This window comes from Streptomyces sp. NPDC002104, from assembly GCF_053593795.1.
In genome coordinates, this window is sequence record NZ_JBSFDF010000026.1 from 1 (window position 1) to 14,254 (window position 14,254).

Below are 14,254 nucleotides of genomic sequence, written 5' to 3' on the forward strand. Positions count from 1 at the left end.
GCTGGGCTCATAACCCAGAGGTCGCAGGTTCAAATCCTGTCCCCGCTACTGAAGACCCGAAGGCCCGGATCCCCTGGATCCGGGCCTTCGGTCGTTTCGACGGGCGAACGCGAACGCGAACGAAGAAGGCCGGGAGCTCATCGAGCTCCCGGCCTTCTTCTCGTGCGTGGTTCGTTACGCAGCGGCGCAGTTCGGGCACACGCCGCGGTACGTGACCTCGACCGCCGACACCGTGAAGCCGAAGCGCTCGGTGTCCGGGAGGTCGGCCAGCGGGTTGCCCGCCGGGTGCACGTCCCGGATCGCCCCGCACTGCGCGCACACCAGGTGCTGGTGGGGGCGGTGGGCGTTCGGGTCGTACCGCTTGGCCCGCCGGTCCGTGGAGACCTCCAGGACCTCGCCCAGGGTGACGAGCTCGCCCAGGGTGTTGTAGACGGTCGCGCGGGAGATCTCCGGCAGCCTGTCCACGGCGCGCGCGTGCACCTCGTCGGCCGTCAGGTGAACGTGGTCACCGTCGAGCACCTCGGCCACGACGCGCCGCTGTGCGGTCATGCGCCATCCGCGTCCGCGAAGTCGTTCCAGCAGGTCACTCATGCATGCAGCGTAACAGCGAGGGGATTCGGTGTAACTCCCGAATCTGTTTCGACTTGGATGCTTACTTGACTTAGACAAAGTCCATCGTAGGATCGGTTACGTTAGGGCGCAGGACAGGTTTGCAGCAAATTTACGCAGGAGGCGCATAGTGACGCAGGGACCGCTCACCACGGAGGCCGGAGCTCCGGTCGCTGACAACCAGAACAGCGAGACCGCCGGCATCGGCGGCCCCGTTCTGGTCCAGGACCAGCTGCTGCTGGAGAAGCTCGCGCACTTCAACCGCGAGCGCATCCCGGAGCGCGTGGTGCACGCCCGTGGCGCCGGTGCGTACGGCACGTTCACGCTGACCCGTGACGTCTCCCAGTGGACCCGGGCGAAGTTCCTGTCCGAGGTCGGCAAGGAGACCGAGACCTTCCTGCGCTTCTCCACCGTCGCCGGCAACCTCGGTTCCGCCGACGCCGTGCGCGACCCCCGCGGCTGGGCGCTGAAGTTCTACACCGAAGAGGGCAACTACGACCTCGTCGGCAACAACACCCCGGTGTTCTTCATCAAGGACGCCATCAAGTTCCCCGACTTCATCCACACCCAGAAGCGCGACCCGTACACGGGCTCGCAGGAGGCGGACAACGTCTGGGACTTCTGGGGTCTGTCGCCCGAGTCCACTCACCAGGTGACCTGGCTGTTCGGTGACCGCGGCATCCCGGCGTCCTACCGCCACATGAACGGCTACGGCTCGCACACGTTCCAGTGGAACAACGAGGCCGGAGAGGTCTTCTGGGTCAAGTACCACTTCAAGACCGACCAGGGCATCAAGAACCTCACCCAGGCCGAGGCCAACCAGCTCGCCGGTGAGGACCCCGACTCGCACCAGCGCGACCTGCGCGAGTCCATCGAGCGCGGCGAGTTCCCGTCCTGGACCGTGCAGGTCCAGATCATGCCGGCGGCCGAGGCGGCCGAGTACCGCTTCAACCCGTTCGACCTCACCAAGGTGTGGCCGCACGAGGACTACCCGCCGATCGAGATCGGCAAGCTGGAGCTCAACCGCAACCCGGAGAACGTCTTCGCCGAGGTCGAGCAGTCGATCTTCAGCCCGGCGCACTTCGTCCCCGGCATCGGTCCGTCCCCGGACAAGATGCTCCAGGGCCGTCTCTTCGGCTACGGCGACGCCCACCGCTACCGCGTCGGCATCAACGCCGACCACCTGCCGGTGAACCGTCCGCACGCCACCGAGGCGCGCACCAACTCCCGCGACGGCCACCTGTACGACGGCCGCCACAAGGGCGCGAAGAACTACGAGCCGAACAGCTTCGGCGGCCCGCACCAGACCGACCGCCCGCTGTGGCAGCCGGTCGCGCTGACGGGCGGCACGGGCAACCACGCCGCGCCCGTCCACAGCGAGGACAACGACTTCGTCCAGGCGGGCAACCTCTACCGCCTGTACTCGGAGGACGAGAAGACCCGTCTGGTCGAGAACCTCTCCGGCTTCATCGCCAAGGTCTCCCGCGACGACATCGTCGAGCGTGCGATCAACAACTTCCGCCAGGCGGACGGTGACTTCGGCAAGCGTCTCGAGGCCGCGGTCCAGGCCCTCCGCGCCTGACCGGGACCTTGCCGTAGCAGGCCGACGGGCCGGTGCACCCCGCGAGGGGGGCGCCGGCCCGTCGGCCGTTCCTACGCGGGCACGGAGGCGGGCACGGTCGTGCGCCGCGCCGGGGCCCAGCAGCGGATGACGTCGCGCACGGACACGATGCCCACCGGGCCGCCGTGCTCCAGGACGATCAGATGCCGGAAGCCGCCGTGGGCCATCGCCTCGGCGGCTTCCTGCACGGTGGCGTCCGGGGTGCAGAAGACCACGTTGTTGGTGGTGTGCGCGCCCACGGACTCCCGGTCGGGGTCGTGGCCCGCGCCGAGCGAGTTGAGGATGTCGCGCTCGGTCAGGATGCCGATGCCGCTGTGTTCGGGATCGAGGACGACGGCGGCGCCGACGCGCCGGCCGGACATCAGGCAGGCCGCCTGCCGCAGGGTGTGAGTGGGGCCGAGGGTGAGGATCACGGTGCTCATGGCGTCGCGGACGAACATGAAGAGAGCCACCTCCTGGTGAGTCCCTCCGCTTGGGTGGGGTGCGCGCGGACGGCCGCACTGAGAGAAGCCCTTCACAAGCGCACAAGCGGAGGAGTCTCAGATTCCCATGCACACGCGGTGTCAGCAAGGAGGCGCGGGAGGGTCACTTCGGCACGGACGGGCGCAGGCCGCCGGCATGGCGGCGCGCGCCCGTCCCGGGGCCGTCAGGCGCGCGGGCGCAGCAGGTCCAGCATCTGCGCGTGCAGCAGGCCGTTCGAGGCCGCCGCGTTGCCGCCGTGCACGTCGTCCACCCCGTCGAGCGAGGTGAAGCGGCCGCCGGCCTCCTCCACCACGACCGCCAGCGCGGCCATGTCCCACAGGTTCAGCTCCGGCTCGGCGCACAGGTCGAGCGAGCCCTCGGCGACCATCATGTACGGCCAGAAGTCGCCGTAGCCCCGCGTACGCCAGCACGCGCGGGTCAGGTCCAGGAAGCCGGCCAGCCGCCCCTGCTCCTCCCAGCCGCTCAGCGAGGAGTAGGCGAAGGAGGCGTCGGCGAGGGTGGCGACCTTGGAGACGCCGAGCGCGGTGGTCGCGCCGAGCGCGCCGCCGGTGAAGGCCCCCCGGCCGCGCGCCGCCCACCAGCGGCGGCCCAGCGCCGGGGCGGACACCACGCCGACGACGGGACGGAAGGCGCCGTCGGCCTGCTCCTCCATGAGGGAGATCAGCGTCGCCCACACCGGAACGCCGCGCACGTAGTTCTTCGTCCCGTCGATGGGGTCCACGACCCAGCGGCGCGGGCCGTCGCCCTTGAGGCCGTACTCCTCGCCCAGGATGGCATCGGAGGGCCGCGCGGCGGCGATCCCGGCCCGGATGATCTCCTCGGTGGCGGTGTCGGCCTCGCTCACCGGGGTCATGTCGGGCTTGGTCTCGACCTTCAGGTCGAGGGCGCGGAACCGCTCCATCGTGGCGGCGTCCGCCGCGTCGGCGAGTTCGAGGGCAAGGCGCAGGTCATCGTCATACTCGGGCATGCCAGAACCCTACCGAGGCGGCCGGGACGGCGGGGTGGGCGTCCACGGTGCGGCACGGGCACCCTTGACAGGATCTGTCGGTCCGTCAACTCTGACGGAGACGTCGACCGGAGGTGTCGAAGGGGAGGCGACGGTGCCCACGGCCCGGGAGTCCTTGCTCGAAGCGGCGGGAGCGGCCCTCGCGGCGCGCCCGTGGCCGGCCGTGCGGATGACCGACGTGGCGGCCGCCGCCGGGGTCTCGCGGCAGACCCTCTACAACGAGTTCGCGGGCAAGACGGGCCTGGGCCACGCCCTGGTCCGGCGCGACGCGGCCTGGTACCTCGACGGCGTGGACCGGGCCCTGTCCGTCCCGGGAGCCGCGGCCGAACGGCAGGCGGCGGTCGCGGAGTGGACCGTGCGCGCGGGCCGCGAGCGCCCCCTCGTACGGGCCCTGCTGACGGGGTGCTGGAACGGCAACTTACCCGTCCCGGCCGGCCGCGGGGTCCGGCCGGGACTGCCCGCGCTGGGGCCCGACGAGCTGATCCGCGGGGTCCGCGAGCGGGCCCGCGCCGTGTTCGGCGCGCAGGAGGGGGCGCAGCGGTGCGAGCTCGCGGTGCGGCTCGCGCTGTCCTATCTGATCGCCCCGGCCGAGCCGCCGGGGGCGGGCCGGGCCGGGCTGCTGGCGCTGCTGGGGCTGCTCAGTGGGACGAGCCCGAGAGCTGGAGCCCGATGACGCCGAGGATCACCAGCGAGATCGAGACGAGCTTGAGGGTGGAGACCAGATCTCCGAGGAAGACCATCCCGTAGATCGCCGTACCGGCCGCCCCGATGCCGGTCCACACCGCGTAGGCCGGCCCCACGTCCAGCTTCTTCAGGGCCAGCGTCAGCAGGCCGAAGCTGCCGAGCGCGAAGCACGCGAAGGCGATGGTCGGCCACAGCCGGGTGAAGCCGTGCGAGAGCTTGAGGCAGACCGCGAACCCCGTTTCCAGGATCCCGGCGACCACGACCAGCAGCCACGCCATGGCGTATGCCTCCCCGCGTCACGTGACGTGCTCACGGGCCGGGCCCGAACGTCACTTGGTGCGATTATGCATTTACCAGACATCGGGGACGGCAAACCCCGCAGGTCCTTCACCCTTCGATCAGGCGCCCGCCCGATCAGGCGCTCGCCCGATCGGCCGCCCGCCCGCCCGGTCAGTCGCCCTCGCGGCGCTCCCGCGTCTGCAGCAGCCGCCGCAGCGAGTACAGCCGCGCCGGATCCGCGTGGCCGTCCTCCACCCACTTGTCGAGCGCGCAGTCCGGCTCGTCGTGGCTGCACGCGCGCGGGCACCCCTCGGTCCCCGGGACCAGCTCCGGGAAGGCCAGGATGACCCGGGAGGGGTCCACGTGGTGCAGGCCGAAGGACCGTACGCCCGGGGTGTCGATGACCCAGCCGTCCCCGCCCGGCAGCGGCAGCGCCAGCGCGGAGGTGGTGGTGTGCCGGCCGCGCCCGGTCACCGCGTTGACCACGCCGGTCGCGCGCTGGCGGCCCTCGGCGACCAGCGAGTTCACCAGGGTGGTCTTGCCGACGCCCGAGTGGCCGACGAAGGCGGTGATCCGGCCGTTCAGGTGCTCGCGCACCCGGTCGGCCGCGTCGCCCGCCGCCAGCTCCTCGCGGTTGGTGACCACGTAGTTCAGGCCGAAGGTCGAATAGATCTCCAGGATCTTGTCCGCGGAGGTCAGATCGGACTTCGTGAGCACCAGCAGCGGTTCCAGCCCGGCGTCGTACGCGGCCACCAGACAGCGGTCGATCATCCGGGGGCGCGGTTCCGGATCGGCCAGCGCCGTCACGATGGCCAGCTGGTCGGCGTTGGCGACGACGACGCGCTCGTACGGATCGTCGTCGTCGGCCGTGCGCCGCAGGACGGACTTGCGCGCCTCGATCCGCACGATGCGGGCCAGGGTGTCCTTCTTGCCGGACAGGTCACCGACGATCCAGACCCGGTCCCCGACCACCGCCGCCTTGCGGCCCAGCTCGCGGGCCTTCATCGCGTGCACGGGACGGCCGTCGACCAGGCAGGTGAGCCGGCCGCGGTCCACGGTCAGGACGAAGCCCTCGGCCGCGTCCTCGTGCTTGGGGCGGATGGTCGTACGCGGCCGGTTGCCCTTGGGGTTGGGCCGCTGGCGGATGTCGTCCTCGTCGGTGTGCTTCCCGTACCTGCGCATGACGGGCCCTACGCTCCCACGCCTGCCGGAGCCGCTTCGGCCCGGGCGAGCATGTCCGCCCACATCTTCGGGAAGTCCGGCAGGGTCTTCGCGGTCGTCGCCACGTTCTCGATGAGCACGCCCTCCACCGCCAGGCCGATCACCGCGCCGGCCGTGGCCATCCGGTGGTCGTCGTACGTGTGGAACGTGCCGCCGTGCAGGGCGCGCGGCCGGATCCGCAGACCGTCCGCGGTCTCCGTGACATCGCCGCCCAGCCCGTTGATCTCCCTGGTGAGCGCCGCCAGCCGGTCCGTCTCGTGCAGCCGCAGGTGCGCGACCCCGCGCAGCACCGACTCCGAGTCGGCCAGCGCCGCGACCGCCGCGATGCCCGGGGTCAGCTCGCCGACCTCGCGCAGGTCCACGTCGATGCCGTGGATCTTGCCGGTGCCGGTGAAGACCAGGCCCGCGTCGGTCAGCTCGCAGGAGCCGCCCATCTCGGTGAAGATCCGGCGCAGCGCGTCACCGGGCTGCGTGGTGCGGCGCGGCCAGTCCGGGATGGTGACCGTGCCGCCGGTGATGAGGGCGGCCGCCATGAAGGGCTGCGCGTTGGACAGGTCGGGCTCCACGACCAGGTCACGGCCGAGCAGGGCGCCGGGGGCGACCCGCCAGACGTTCTTCTCGCCGCCGGCCTCGGGGGTGTCGACCTGCGCGCCCGCCGCGCGCAGCATCTCCACGGTCATCCGGATGTGCGGCATGGACGGCAGGTTGGTGCCCACGTGCCGGACCTCGACGCCCTGGTTGAAGCGCGGGGCGGAGAGCAGCAGCGCCGAGACGAACTGCGAGGAGTTGCTCGCGTCGATCTCCACGGTCCCGCCTTCCAGGGCCCCGCCGCCCTGGACGGTCATCGGCAGCGCCCCGCGGCCGTCGTCGTCGATGCGGGCGCCGAGCGTGCGCAGCGCCGTGATGACCTGGCCGAGGGGGCGCTCGTAGGAGCGCGGGTCGCCGTCGAAGCGGATGTCGCCGGAGGCGAGGGTGGCGACGGGCGGCAGGAAGCGCATGACCGTGCCCGCGTTGCCGACGTCGACCGTGGCCGGCCCGTGCAGGGCGGTCGGGATGATCCGCCAGGCCTCGCCGGCCTGGCCGTCGCCGGCGGAGCTGGAGGAGACCGTCTCCTCGATGCCCACGCCCAGCGCGCGGAGGGCGTCGGACATCAGCTGGGAGTCGCGCGAACGCAGCGGGCGGCGCACCCAGCCCGGCTCGGAGGCCAGCGAGGCGAGCACGAGGGCGCGGTTGGTGACCGATTTGGACCCGGGCACGGTGACGGTGGCCTGGACGGCGGTGTCGGCGAGCGGGGCGGGCCAGAGGGCGGGGAGAGCGGGGGTCTCGGTCATGGCCACCACTTTAGTGGCTTCCCATGGCCACAGATCTTGATCACCGGGGGAGTCTCGGCGGGCGGACGCGCGCCGGCCCGGATCGGTCAGAGGACCAGCAGCCAGCGGCCGCCGCCGATGAGCGAGCACAGCGCCACCACGTGGAAGAGCAGGAGCCACACCACCGGGTGCACATGGGTGAGCCGTCCGAGCTGGTCCGCGTCGGAGTCGGGCGCTCCGCCGTGCCGGCGCTTGGCCCCGAGCTCGAAGACCGGGCGGACGCCGCCGAGGAGCAGGAACCACACCACGGCGTAGGCGAAGACCGCCTGGACGTCCGCCGGGGCCAGCCAGGAGACCAGGACGAAGGTGGCGCCCGTGAGCACCACCGTCAGCAGCCCGTACGCGTTGCGGATCATCACCAGCACCGCCAGCAGCAGGGCCGTCGCCGCCCACAGCAGCAGGGTGATCCGGTGCGCCGAGAGCAGGGCCGCCCCGCCGAGGCCGAGCAGGGAGGGCGCCGTGTACCCGGCGGCGGCGGTGAGGACCATGCCGAGGCCGGTGGGCTTGCCGCGGCTGACGGTGACCCCGCTGGTGTCCGAGTGCAGCCGGATCCCGTCCAGGCTGCGGCCCGTCAGCAGCGCCAGCAGTCCGTGGCCGCCCTCGTGCGCGATGGTGATCGCGTTGCGCGACAGCCGCCACACCGGGCGGGGGCCCACCGCGACGAGCGCCACCAGCCCCGTCGCGATCACCAGCCACTGGTCGGGCGCCGCCTGTATGCCGGTGAGCCGGTCCCACAGGCCGGCCGCGGTACTGGTGTTCATGGGGTGGCGGACTCCTTGTGGTGGCGATCGGGTGACATGGCAGTGTGGCAGCCATGTGCGGTAGGTATGCAGCGAGTCGTGGGCCGGAGGAGCTGGCCGAGGTCTTCGGGGTGGAGCGGTGGGAGCCGGAGGAGGTGCTGGCTCCGGACTGGAACGTGGCTCCGACGAAAGAGGTCCACGTGGTCCTCGACCGTCCCCTGAAAGACGCTCCGAGCAAGCGTCCGGTTCGCCAGCTGAGGGTTCTGAAATGGGGGCTGGTGCCGTCCTGGGCGCAGAACCCCGACGGCGCCGCCCGGATGATCAACGCCCGGTCCGAGACCATCGCCGAGAAGCCCTCCTTCCGCCGCCCCTTCGCCCAGCGCCGCTGCATCGTCCCGGCGGACGGCTACTACGAGTGGGTCACCGCCCACGACGAGCGGCAGCTGGAGGTCGAGGGCAGGAAGAAGCGGGCGCGCAAGCAGCCCTACTTCGTCCTCCCCGCCGACGGCTCCGTCTTCGCCATGGCCGGGATATACGAGTTCTGGCGCGACCGGACCCTGCCCGACGAGCACCCGCGCGCCTGGTGGGCCACCTGCTCCGTGATCACCGCCGAGGCCGAGACCGGCCCGCTCGGCGTCGCCCCGGCCGAGGGGCCGCGCTCGCTCGCCGACATCCATCCCCGGATGCCCCTGATGCTCACCCCGGACCGGTGGGACGCCTGGCTGGACCCGGCGCGGACGGACCCCGACGAGCTCCAGGCCCTGCTGGCGCCGCCGCCCGGCGGGCTGATGCGCGCCTATCCGGTGTCCACGGCGGCGAGCAACGTCCGCAACAACGGGCCCGAGCTGCTGGAGGAGCTGGACGGACCGGAGGAGGGCACGCTCTTCTGAAGGCCGTGCGGACGGCCGGGGCGCTCCGGACGGCCCGGGCGCCCCGGACGGCCCGGACGTCACCCCGCCTCCCGCCGCCGAGCGGCATGATCGGGGCATGAGCAGCACGCGCGCCGAGCGCACCGAGACGATCGACACCCCGGCGGGCGCGGCCCGCATCACCTGGCATCCGGCCCCGGCGGCCAGAGCCCGCCTGGTGCTGGCCCTGGGCCACGGGGCCGGGGGCGGGATCGAGGCCCGGGACCTGCAGGCCCTGGCCGGGGCCCTGCCCGCGCTGGGGATCACCGTGGCGCTGGCCGAGCAGCCCTGGCGGGTCGCCGGGAAGAAGGTCGCCGCCGCGCCCAAGGTGCTGGACGCGGGCTGGCACGCCCTGTGGCCCGCCTTCGCGGAGTCCGGGCTGCCCGTCGTCGCGGGCGGCCGCAGCGCCGGGGCCCGGGTGGCCTGCCGGACCGCCGCGGAGCTGGGCGCGGCCGGGGTGCTCGCGCTGGCCTTCCCGCTGCACCCGCCGGGCCGGCCGGAGAAGTCCCGGGCCGGGGAGCTGCTGGGCGCCGGGCGGCCGGCGCTGGTGGTCCAGGGCGGCCGCGACGCCTTCGGGAGGCCGGAGGAGTTCCCGGCGCGGGGCGCGGGCGCGGCCCCGTACGAGCTGGTGGAAGTGGAGGGCGGGGACCACGGCTTCGCCGTGCCGAAGCGGACCGGTCCCCCGCAGGAGGAGGCCCTGGCGGTGATCACCGGGGCGGTGGCGGACTGGCTCGGCCGGCTGCCGGTGTGACGTACGTCCGGCCGCCGGGGTGACTTTGGTCCGCTAAACCGGGCCCTGCCGGGGAATGCGCCACCCGGACGGTCTGTTGTCCCGGATGTCGGTACGTACGGGAAGACGTCGGAGGAGAGGCAACGCATGACCCAGGTCATCAGCCAGAACCGTCCGCAGGCCGCTGACCTGGACTGGACAGTGCTGCCCGCGCCCAAGCGGGGTTCGGTTCGGGCGGCGGGCGACCGGGATGGTCGACTATTCTCCGATTCGAGCGGGTCCGCTTTCGGAGCCGCCACGCAGTCGGAGGAGGTGGGTCCTGTCGCTGGGACCGACGAAGGCCACGCGGAGGAGACGACCCCGGAGCGCAATGCGCGCTTCGAGAGGGACGCCCTCGGCTACCTCGACCAGATGTACTCGGCCGCGCTGCGCATGACGCGCAATCCGGCCGACGCCGAGGACCTGGTCCAGGAGACGTACGCGAAGGCATACGCGTCGTTCCACCAGTTCCGCGAGGGCACCAACCTGAAGGCGTGGCTGTACCGCATTCTGACCAACACCTTCATCAACTCGTACCGCAAGAAGCAGCGCGAACCCCAGCGCAGTGCGGCCGAGGAGATCGAGGACTGGCAGCTCGCGCGCGCCGAGTCGCACATGTCGACGGGCTTGCGTTCCGCCGAGTCGCAGGCGCTCGATCACCTGCCCGATTCCGACGTGAAGGAAGCGCTCCAGGCCATTCCGGAGGAGTTCCGCATCGCGGTCTATCTTGCAGACGTAGAGGGCTTTGCGTACAAGGAGATCGCGGACATCATGGGTACACCCATCGGTACGGTCATGTCGCGACTGCACCGTGGCCGCCGTCAACTCCGTGGAATGCTTGAGGACTACGCCCGTGAGCGCGGGCTCGTCCCGGCCGGCGCGGGAGAGTCGAACGACCTGAAAGGCTCGGGCTCATGAGCTGCGGAGACGCACACGAGACGGAGTGCTCCGAGGTCCTGGACCACCTTTATGAGTTCCTGGACCAGGAGATGCCGGACAGCGACTGCACGAAGTTCGAGGCGCACTTCGGCGAGTGCAATCCCTGTCTGGAGAAGTACGGCCTGGAACAGGCCGTGAAGAAGCTGGTCAAGCGCTGCTGCGGGTCGGACGACGTGCCGACCGACCTGCGCTCGAAGGTGATGGGACGGATCGAGCTCATCCGTTCGGGCCAGGCCGTGCCGGATCATGACATTACGGCTCCGCCGCCCGAGCCGGCCGTCGCCGCCGAGCCGATGCCGGGATCCGCGACGGGCTGAATGCCGAGAATCGGCCATGTTCGCCGATGAAGTAGTACCTGATTGAACAATCTCGAACAGCCGCCCCCGGAAGGGCACTTCCTTCACTCGAACGTGCTAATCCGGGGGCGTCCGCATGGCGCAATGCGAAAATGTGGCCCAGCTCGCCCCCGGCCCCACTTATTCTCCCCATTCGGTACTGGTTTGATTCGTACCTGACTTGCACGGCTCAGGGGGAGGAGAGCGCCATGCGGGTGCTTCCGCCGTTGGCGCGCGCCTACGTCCTGTGCGCCGTCCTGGCGGCCTGCGCGTGCGTCGCCCCGGCCGTCACCGGCTCCGCCACGCCGTGGCCCTCCATCGGACTGCTCGCCCTGCTCTACCTCGGCTGCGAACTCGTCAAGGTGTGCCCGCTCATGGGCCACCGGGTGCCCGAGGGCCTCGGCTCCTTCTTCCCGGTGGTGCTGGCAGCCGTCTTCCTCCTGCCGCCGGCCGCGGCGGGCCTGGTCGCGCTGCCCGGCGGACTCGCCGGGACGGTGACCGCCCGGCCCGCCGGGGTGCGGCGCGTCTGGCACGGGGCGCAGCAGTCCATAGCCGCCTGGACCGCCGGACAGGTCTACGGGCTGCTCGGCGGACCCGGGGCACTGGGCACGGGCTCCTTCGGCGGGGCCGGTCCGTCGGGCCCGGGGGCGGTGGGGCCCGCGGGGGCCGTGGAGACGGTGGGGTCCGCGGGACCGGCCGCCTGGGTCGCCGACTTCCCGTACGTGATGCTCCCCGCCGCCGCCGCGGCCGTCGCGTTCTGCCTGGTGCTGACCGCCCTCGACGGCTGCATCCTGGCCGCCGCCGAACGCCGGCCCGCCGCCACCGCCTGGCGGGGCCTGGTGACCCGGTCCCTCGCCCCGCACTGCGTGCACGGCCTCGCCGGGCTGATGATGGCCGTCATGTGGCGCAGCCCGTACGGACTTCCGGCCGCACTGCTCGTCATGCTGCCGATGTACATCTCCTGCTGGGTCTTCGCCCAGTACCACCGCGAGCGCGCCGCCCACCAGGCCACCATCCGTGCCCTGGTCCAGGCCGTCGACATCAAGGACCGCTACACCCGCGGCCACAGCGAGCGGGTCGGCGAGGCCTCGGCGATGATCGCCCGCGAGCTGGGCATGGGCGAGGAACGCCTCGAAGTCGTGCGCATCGCCGGGATCCTGCACGACGTGGGCAAGCTCGGTGTCCCGACCCGGCTGCTGCGCAAGGACGGACCCCTGACCCCGGAAGAACGCAGGATCATCGAACTCCACCCCGAATACGGACACGAGATGGTGCGCGGCATCGGCTTCCTGGGAGAGGCCCGCGCGGCGATCCTGCACCACCACGAGCGGGTGGACGGCTCCGGCTATCCGTACGGGCTGACCGGGGAACAGATCCCGGTGCTCGCCCGGGTCGTGGCGGTCGCCGACGCCTTCGACGCCATGACCTCGACCCGCTCCTACAGCAGAGCCCGGCCGGTGACGGTCGCCCTGGCCGAGCTGGAACGGTGCGCGGGGGCCCAGTTCGACCCGGACATGGTGCGGGCGCTGGCCGAGGCGATCGGCCGGCAGGGCTGGCATCCGAAGGTGACCTCGGACGACGACCTCCAGGTGATCCCGGCCGGCGCCGGCGAGGCGACCGCGGGCGAGGCCCCCGCCGCCGGAGCGCGGGGGGCCGTACGGGAGCCCGTGCCCGCCGGCGCGGCGCTGACCGGACTGCCCGCCCAGGCGGGCCCGGCCGGCACGGGCCCGGGCCCGGCCGCGGCCACGGCCGCGCCCCAGGCCCGCGGGGCCGGGAGCCCGCTCCCCGCCGCCGGCTCCGGCGATCCGTGCCACTGCGTGCCCGGGCCCGCCGCCGAGCCCGGAGCGGACGCCGAGGGGGCGCAGGCGGCGCCGGGTTCCCCGTCCGCGCCGGCGAGGGGAGCGGGCGCGTGAGGGGCTGGGCCGTCGCCCTCGTGCGCGGGGCCGCCGCCCTGCTGACCGTGGCCGCGCTCGGGCACACCGTGTGGATCGGCCTCACCGACCCCGGGATCGCCCTCGCCTTCGGGACCCTGATCACCATCGGCGAGCTCGCCCGCCGGGACAGCGGCGACGCCGCACGCCAGCAGGCCGCGCCGCTCGGATCCGCGGGGGCGCTCGCGTACGCCCTGCTCGGGGAGAACGCCGGAGCCCCCACCCACCACGGGGTCCTGCAGATCGTCGCCGTGGTGGTCACCGCCGCCCTGCTCGGGATCGTCCCGCACATCGCCCGGGGCCACGGCCCCGCCCTCGACCACCTGGCCCGCCGCGTCCTCACCGTCACCTTCGCCGCCGTCTGCTTCCAGCCGCTCTACAACTCCGGGCAGCTGGAGCACTGGGTCGGCCAGGGCCCGTACCTCGCGCTCTTCCTGGTCTTCCTCCTCGGGCTCACCGCGCTGTGCGACGCCGTCCTCGGCGCCGCCCTCGCCGGGGCCCGGACCGGCTGGCCGTTCGCCCCGCTGCTGCGCGACGAGCTCCGCGCCCAGCTCGGCATCGGCTCCGCGATCTGCGCCACGGGCGTGGTCATGGCCCTCGGCGTCGCCGTCGCCGGTCTGTGGGCGGTGCCCGTCTTCAGCGTGCCGCTGCTCCTGACCCAGATGTCCTTCCACCGGATCACCGCCATCCGCACCACCTACCGCCAGACCATCACCTCCCTCGCCCGCGCCACCGAGATCGCCGGCTACACCCGGCCCGGCCACTCGCGCCGGGTCGCCGCGCTCAGCGTCGCCGTGGGGCGGGAGCTGGGCCTCTCGGAGCGGGAGATCACGGTCCTGGAGTACGCCGCCCTCATGCACGACATCGGGCAGCTCTCCCTCGTCGACCCCGTCCCGGCCGGGGCCACCGCCGAGCTGCCCGAGGCCGAGGCCCGCCGGATCGCCGGGCTCGGCGGGGAGGTGGCCCGCCAGACGGGCGTCCCGGCCGAGGTCGCGGTGGTGGTGGAGCTGCAGGCGGATCCGTACCGTGACCAGCCCGTCGCCGCCCGCATCGTGCGCACGGTCAACGCGTACGAGGACCTCAGCATGCACGCCGGCGGAGCCCGTCACCCGGGCGGCTCACTGGAGGCCCTGGAACGGCTGCGCCTGGGGACCGGGCACGACTACCAGCCGGAAATCGTGGAGTGTCTCGCCCGGGTGCTCGCCCGGGGCGGACGTGCCAGAGTCGTACCCGTCCCACCTGGGTAACCCATGGGTAATGAGCGGCCGTCCGAGTGGGCATGGTTGGATGCCAGTGAGAGTGTTCCCAGGAGAAGTGTTCGCAGGCGGAGTGTCCCCAGCAAGAGTGTCCGGCAGGCGG

General features: G+C 72.5%; 14 protein-coding genes and 1 pseudogene. 8 read left to right on the forward strand and 7 right to left on the reverse strand.

What is annotated here, in order from left to right:
* Positions 1–174: 174 nt before the first annotated feature.
* The gene (locus tag ACWCP2_RS21845; protein ID WP_450910249.1) at positions 175–591 is read right to left on the reverse strand and encodes a Fur family transcriptional regulator; all 417 of its coding nucleotides are present in this window, start codon (positions 589–591) and stop codon (positions 175–177) included.
* A gap of 148 nt (positions 592–739) precedes the next feature.
* On the opposite strand from ACWCP2_RS21845, the gene ACWCP2_RS21850 reads away from it, so the two are divergent.
* Positions 740–2,191 carry a catalase gene (locus ACWCP2_RS21850; RefSeq protein WP_450910250.1) on the forward strand — a complete coding sequence of 484 codons (1,452 nt, stop codon included), beginning with the start codon at positions 740–742 and terminating at the stop codon, positions 2,189–2,191.
* Positions 2,192–2,262: 71 nt separating this feature from the next.
* On the opposite strand, the gene ACWCP2_RS21855 is transcribed toward ACWCP2_RS21850, so the two are convergent.
* Both ACWCP2_RS21855 and hisN read right to left on the reverse strand, forming a co-directional pair.
* Entirely contained in the window at positions 2,263–2,670 is a 408-nt protein-coding gene (locus ACWCP2_RS21855; RefSeq protein WP_450910326.1) for a CBS domain-containing protein, read from the reverse strand.
* 206 nt (positions 2,671–2,876) lie between these two features.
* Positions 2,877–3,680 carry a histidinol-phosphatase gene (hisN, locus tag ACWCP2_RS21860; protein ID WP_450910251.1) on the reverse strand — a complete coding sequence of 268 codons (804 nt, stop codon included), beginning with the start codon at positions 3,678–3,680 and terminating at the stop codon, positions 2,877–2,879.
* 133 nt (positions 3,681–3,813) lie between these two features.
* Here hisN and ACWCP2_RS21865 point away from each other — a divergent pair, with 133 nt between their 5' ends.
* Positions 3,814–4,392 (forward strand): TetR/AcrR family transcriptional regulator, encoded by a 579-nt coding sequence (locus ACWCP2_RS21865; protein WP_450910252.1) that lies wholly within the window; start codon positions 3,814–3,816, stop codon positions 4,390–4,392.
* Here the strand turns inward: ACWCP2_RS21865 and ACWCP2_RS21870 are convergent.
* The 4 genes from ACWCP2_RS21870 to ACWCP2_RS21885 form a co-directional block, all read right to left on the reverse strand.
* Positions 4,358–4,681, reverse strand: coding sequence for a DMT family transporter (locus tag ACWCP2_RS21870; protein WP_112447780.1), 324 nt, complete (start codon positions 4,679–4,681; stop codon positions 4,358–4,360). The two genes, ACWCP2_RS21865 and ACWCP2_RS21870, sit on opposite strands and share 35 nt — an antisense overlap.
* A 172-nt stretch (positions 4,682–4,853) precedes the next feature.
* Positions 4,854–5,864 (reverse strand): ribosome small subunit-dependent GTPase A, encoded by a 1,011-nt coding sequence (rsgA, locus tag ACWCP2_RS21875; protein WP_399376706.1) that lies wholly within the window; start codon positions 5,862–5,864, stop codon positions 4,854–4,856.
* Between the two features lie 8 nt (positions 5,865–5,872).
* Positions 5,873–7,234, reverse strand: coding sequence for a 3-phosphoshikimate 1-carboxyvinyltransferase (aroA, locus tag ACWCP2_RS21880; RefSeq protein WP_450910253.1), 1,362 nt, complete (start codon positions 7,232–7,234; stop codon positions 5,873–5,875).
* 86 nt (positions 7,235–7,320) lie between these two features.
* Positions 7,321–8,034 carry a M50 family metallopeptidase gene (locus tag ACWCP2_RS21885; RefSeq protein ID WP_450910254.1) on the reverse strand — a complete coding sequence of 238 codons (714 nt, stop codon included), beginning with the start codon at positions 8,032–8,034 and terminating at the stop codon, positions 7,321–7,323.
* Positions 8,035–8,087: 53 nt separating this feature from the next.
* Here ACWCP2_RS21885 and ACWCP2_RS21890 point away from each other — a divergent pair, with 53 nt between their 5' ends.
* The 6 genes and pseudogenes from ACWCP2_RS21890 (at position 8,088) to ACWCP2_RS21915 (ending at position 14,142) form a co-directional block, all read left to right on the forward strand.
* A complete protein-coding gene (locus tag ACWCP2_RS21890) occupies positions 8,088–8,903 on the forward strand; it encodes an SOS response-associated peptidase (protein WP_450910255.1) in 816 nt (271 codons plus the stop codon).
* A 97-nt stretch (positions 8,904–9,000) separates the two neighbouring features.
* A complete protein-coding gene (locus ACWCP2_RS21895; protein WP_450910256.1) occupies positions 9,001–9,672 on the forward strand; it encodes an alpha/beta hydrolase family protein in 672 nt (223 codons plus the stop codon).
* A 291-nt stretch (positions 9,673–9,963) separates the two neighbouring features.
* Complete coding sequence (locus ACWCP2_RS21900) at positions 9,964–10,608, forward strand: sigma-70 family RNA polymerase sigma factor (RefSeq protein ID WP_008741505.1); 645 nt, start codon at positions 9,964–9,966, stop codon at positions 10,606–10,608.
* On the forward strand, positions 10,605–10,946 hold the full coding sequence (rsrA, locus tag ACWCP2_RS21905; protein ID WP_450910257.1) for a mycothiol system anti-sigma-R factor: 342 nt from the start codon (positions 10,605–10,607) through the stop codon (positions 10,944–10,946). Before ACWCP2_RS21900 ends, rsrA begins: the two co-directional genes overlap by 4 nt.
* Before the next feature lie 227 nt (positions 10,947–11,173).
* A pseudogene (locus tag ACWCP2_RS21910) lies at positions 11,174–12,637 on the forward strand (HD-GYP domain-containing protein); the annotation flags it as partial.
* Positions 12,638–12,873: 236 nt separating this feature from the next.
* Entirely contained in the window at positions 12,874–14,142 is a 1,269-nt protein-coding gene (locus tag ACWCP2_RS21915) for an HD-GYP domain-containing protein (protein ID WP_450910258.1), read from the forward strand.
* The last annotated feature ends 112 nt before the right edge of the window (positions 14,143–14,254 follow it).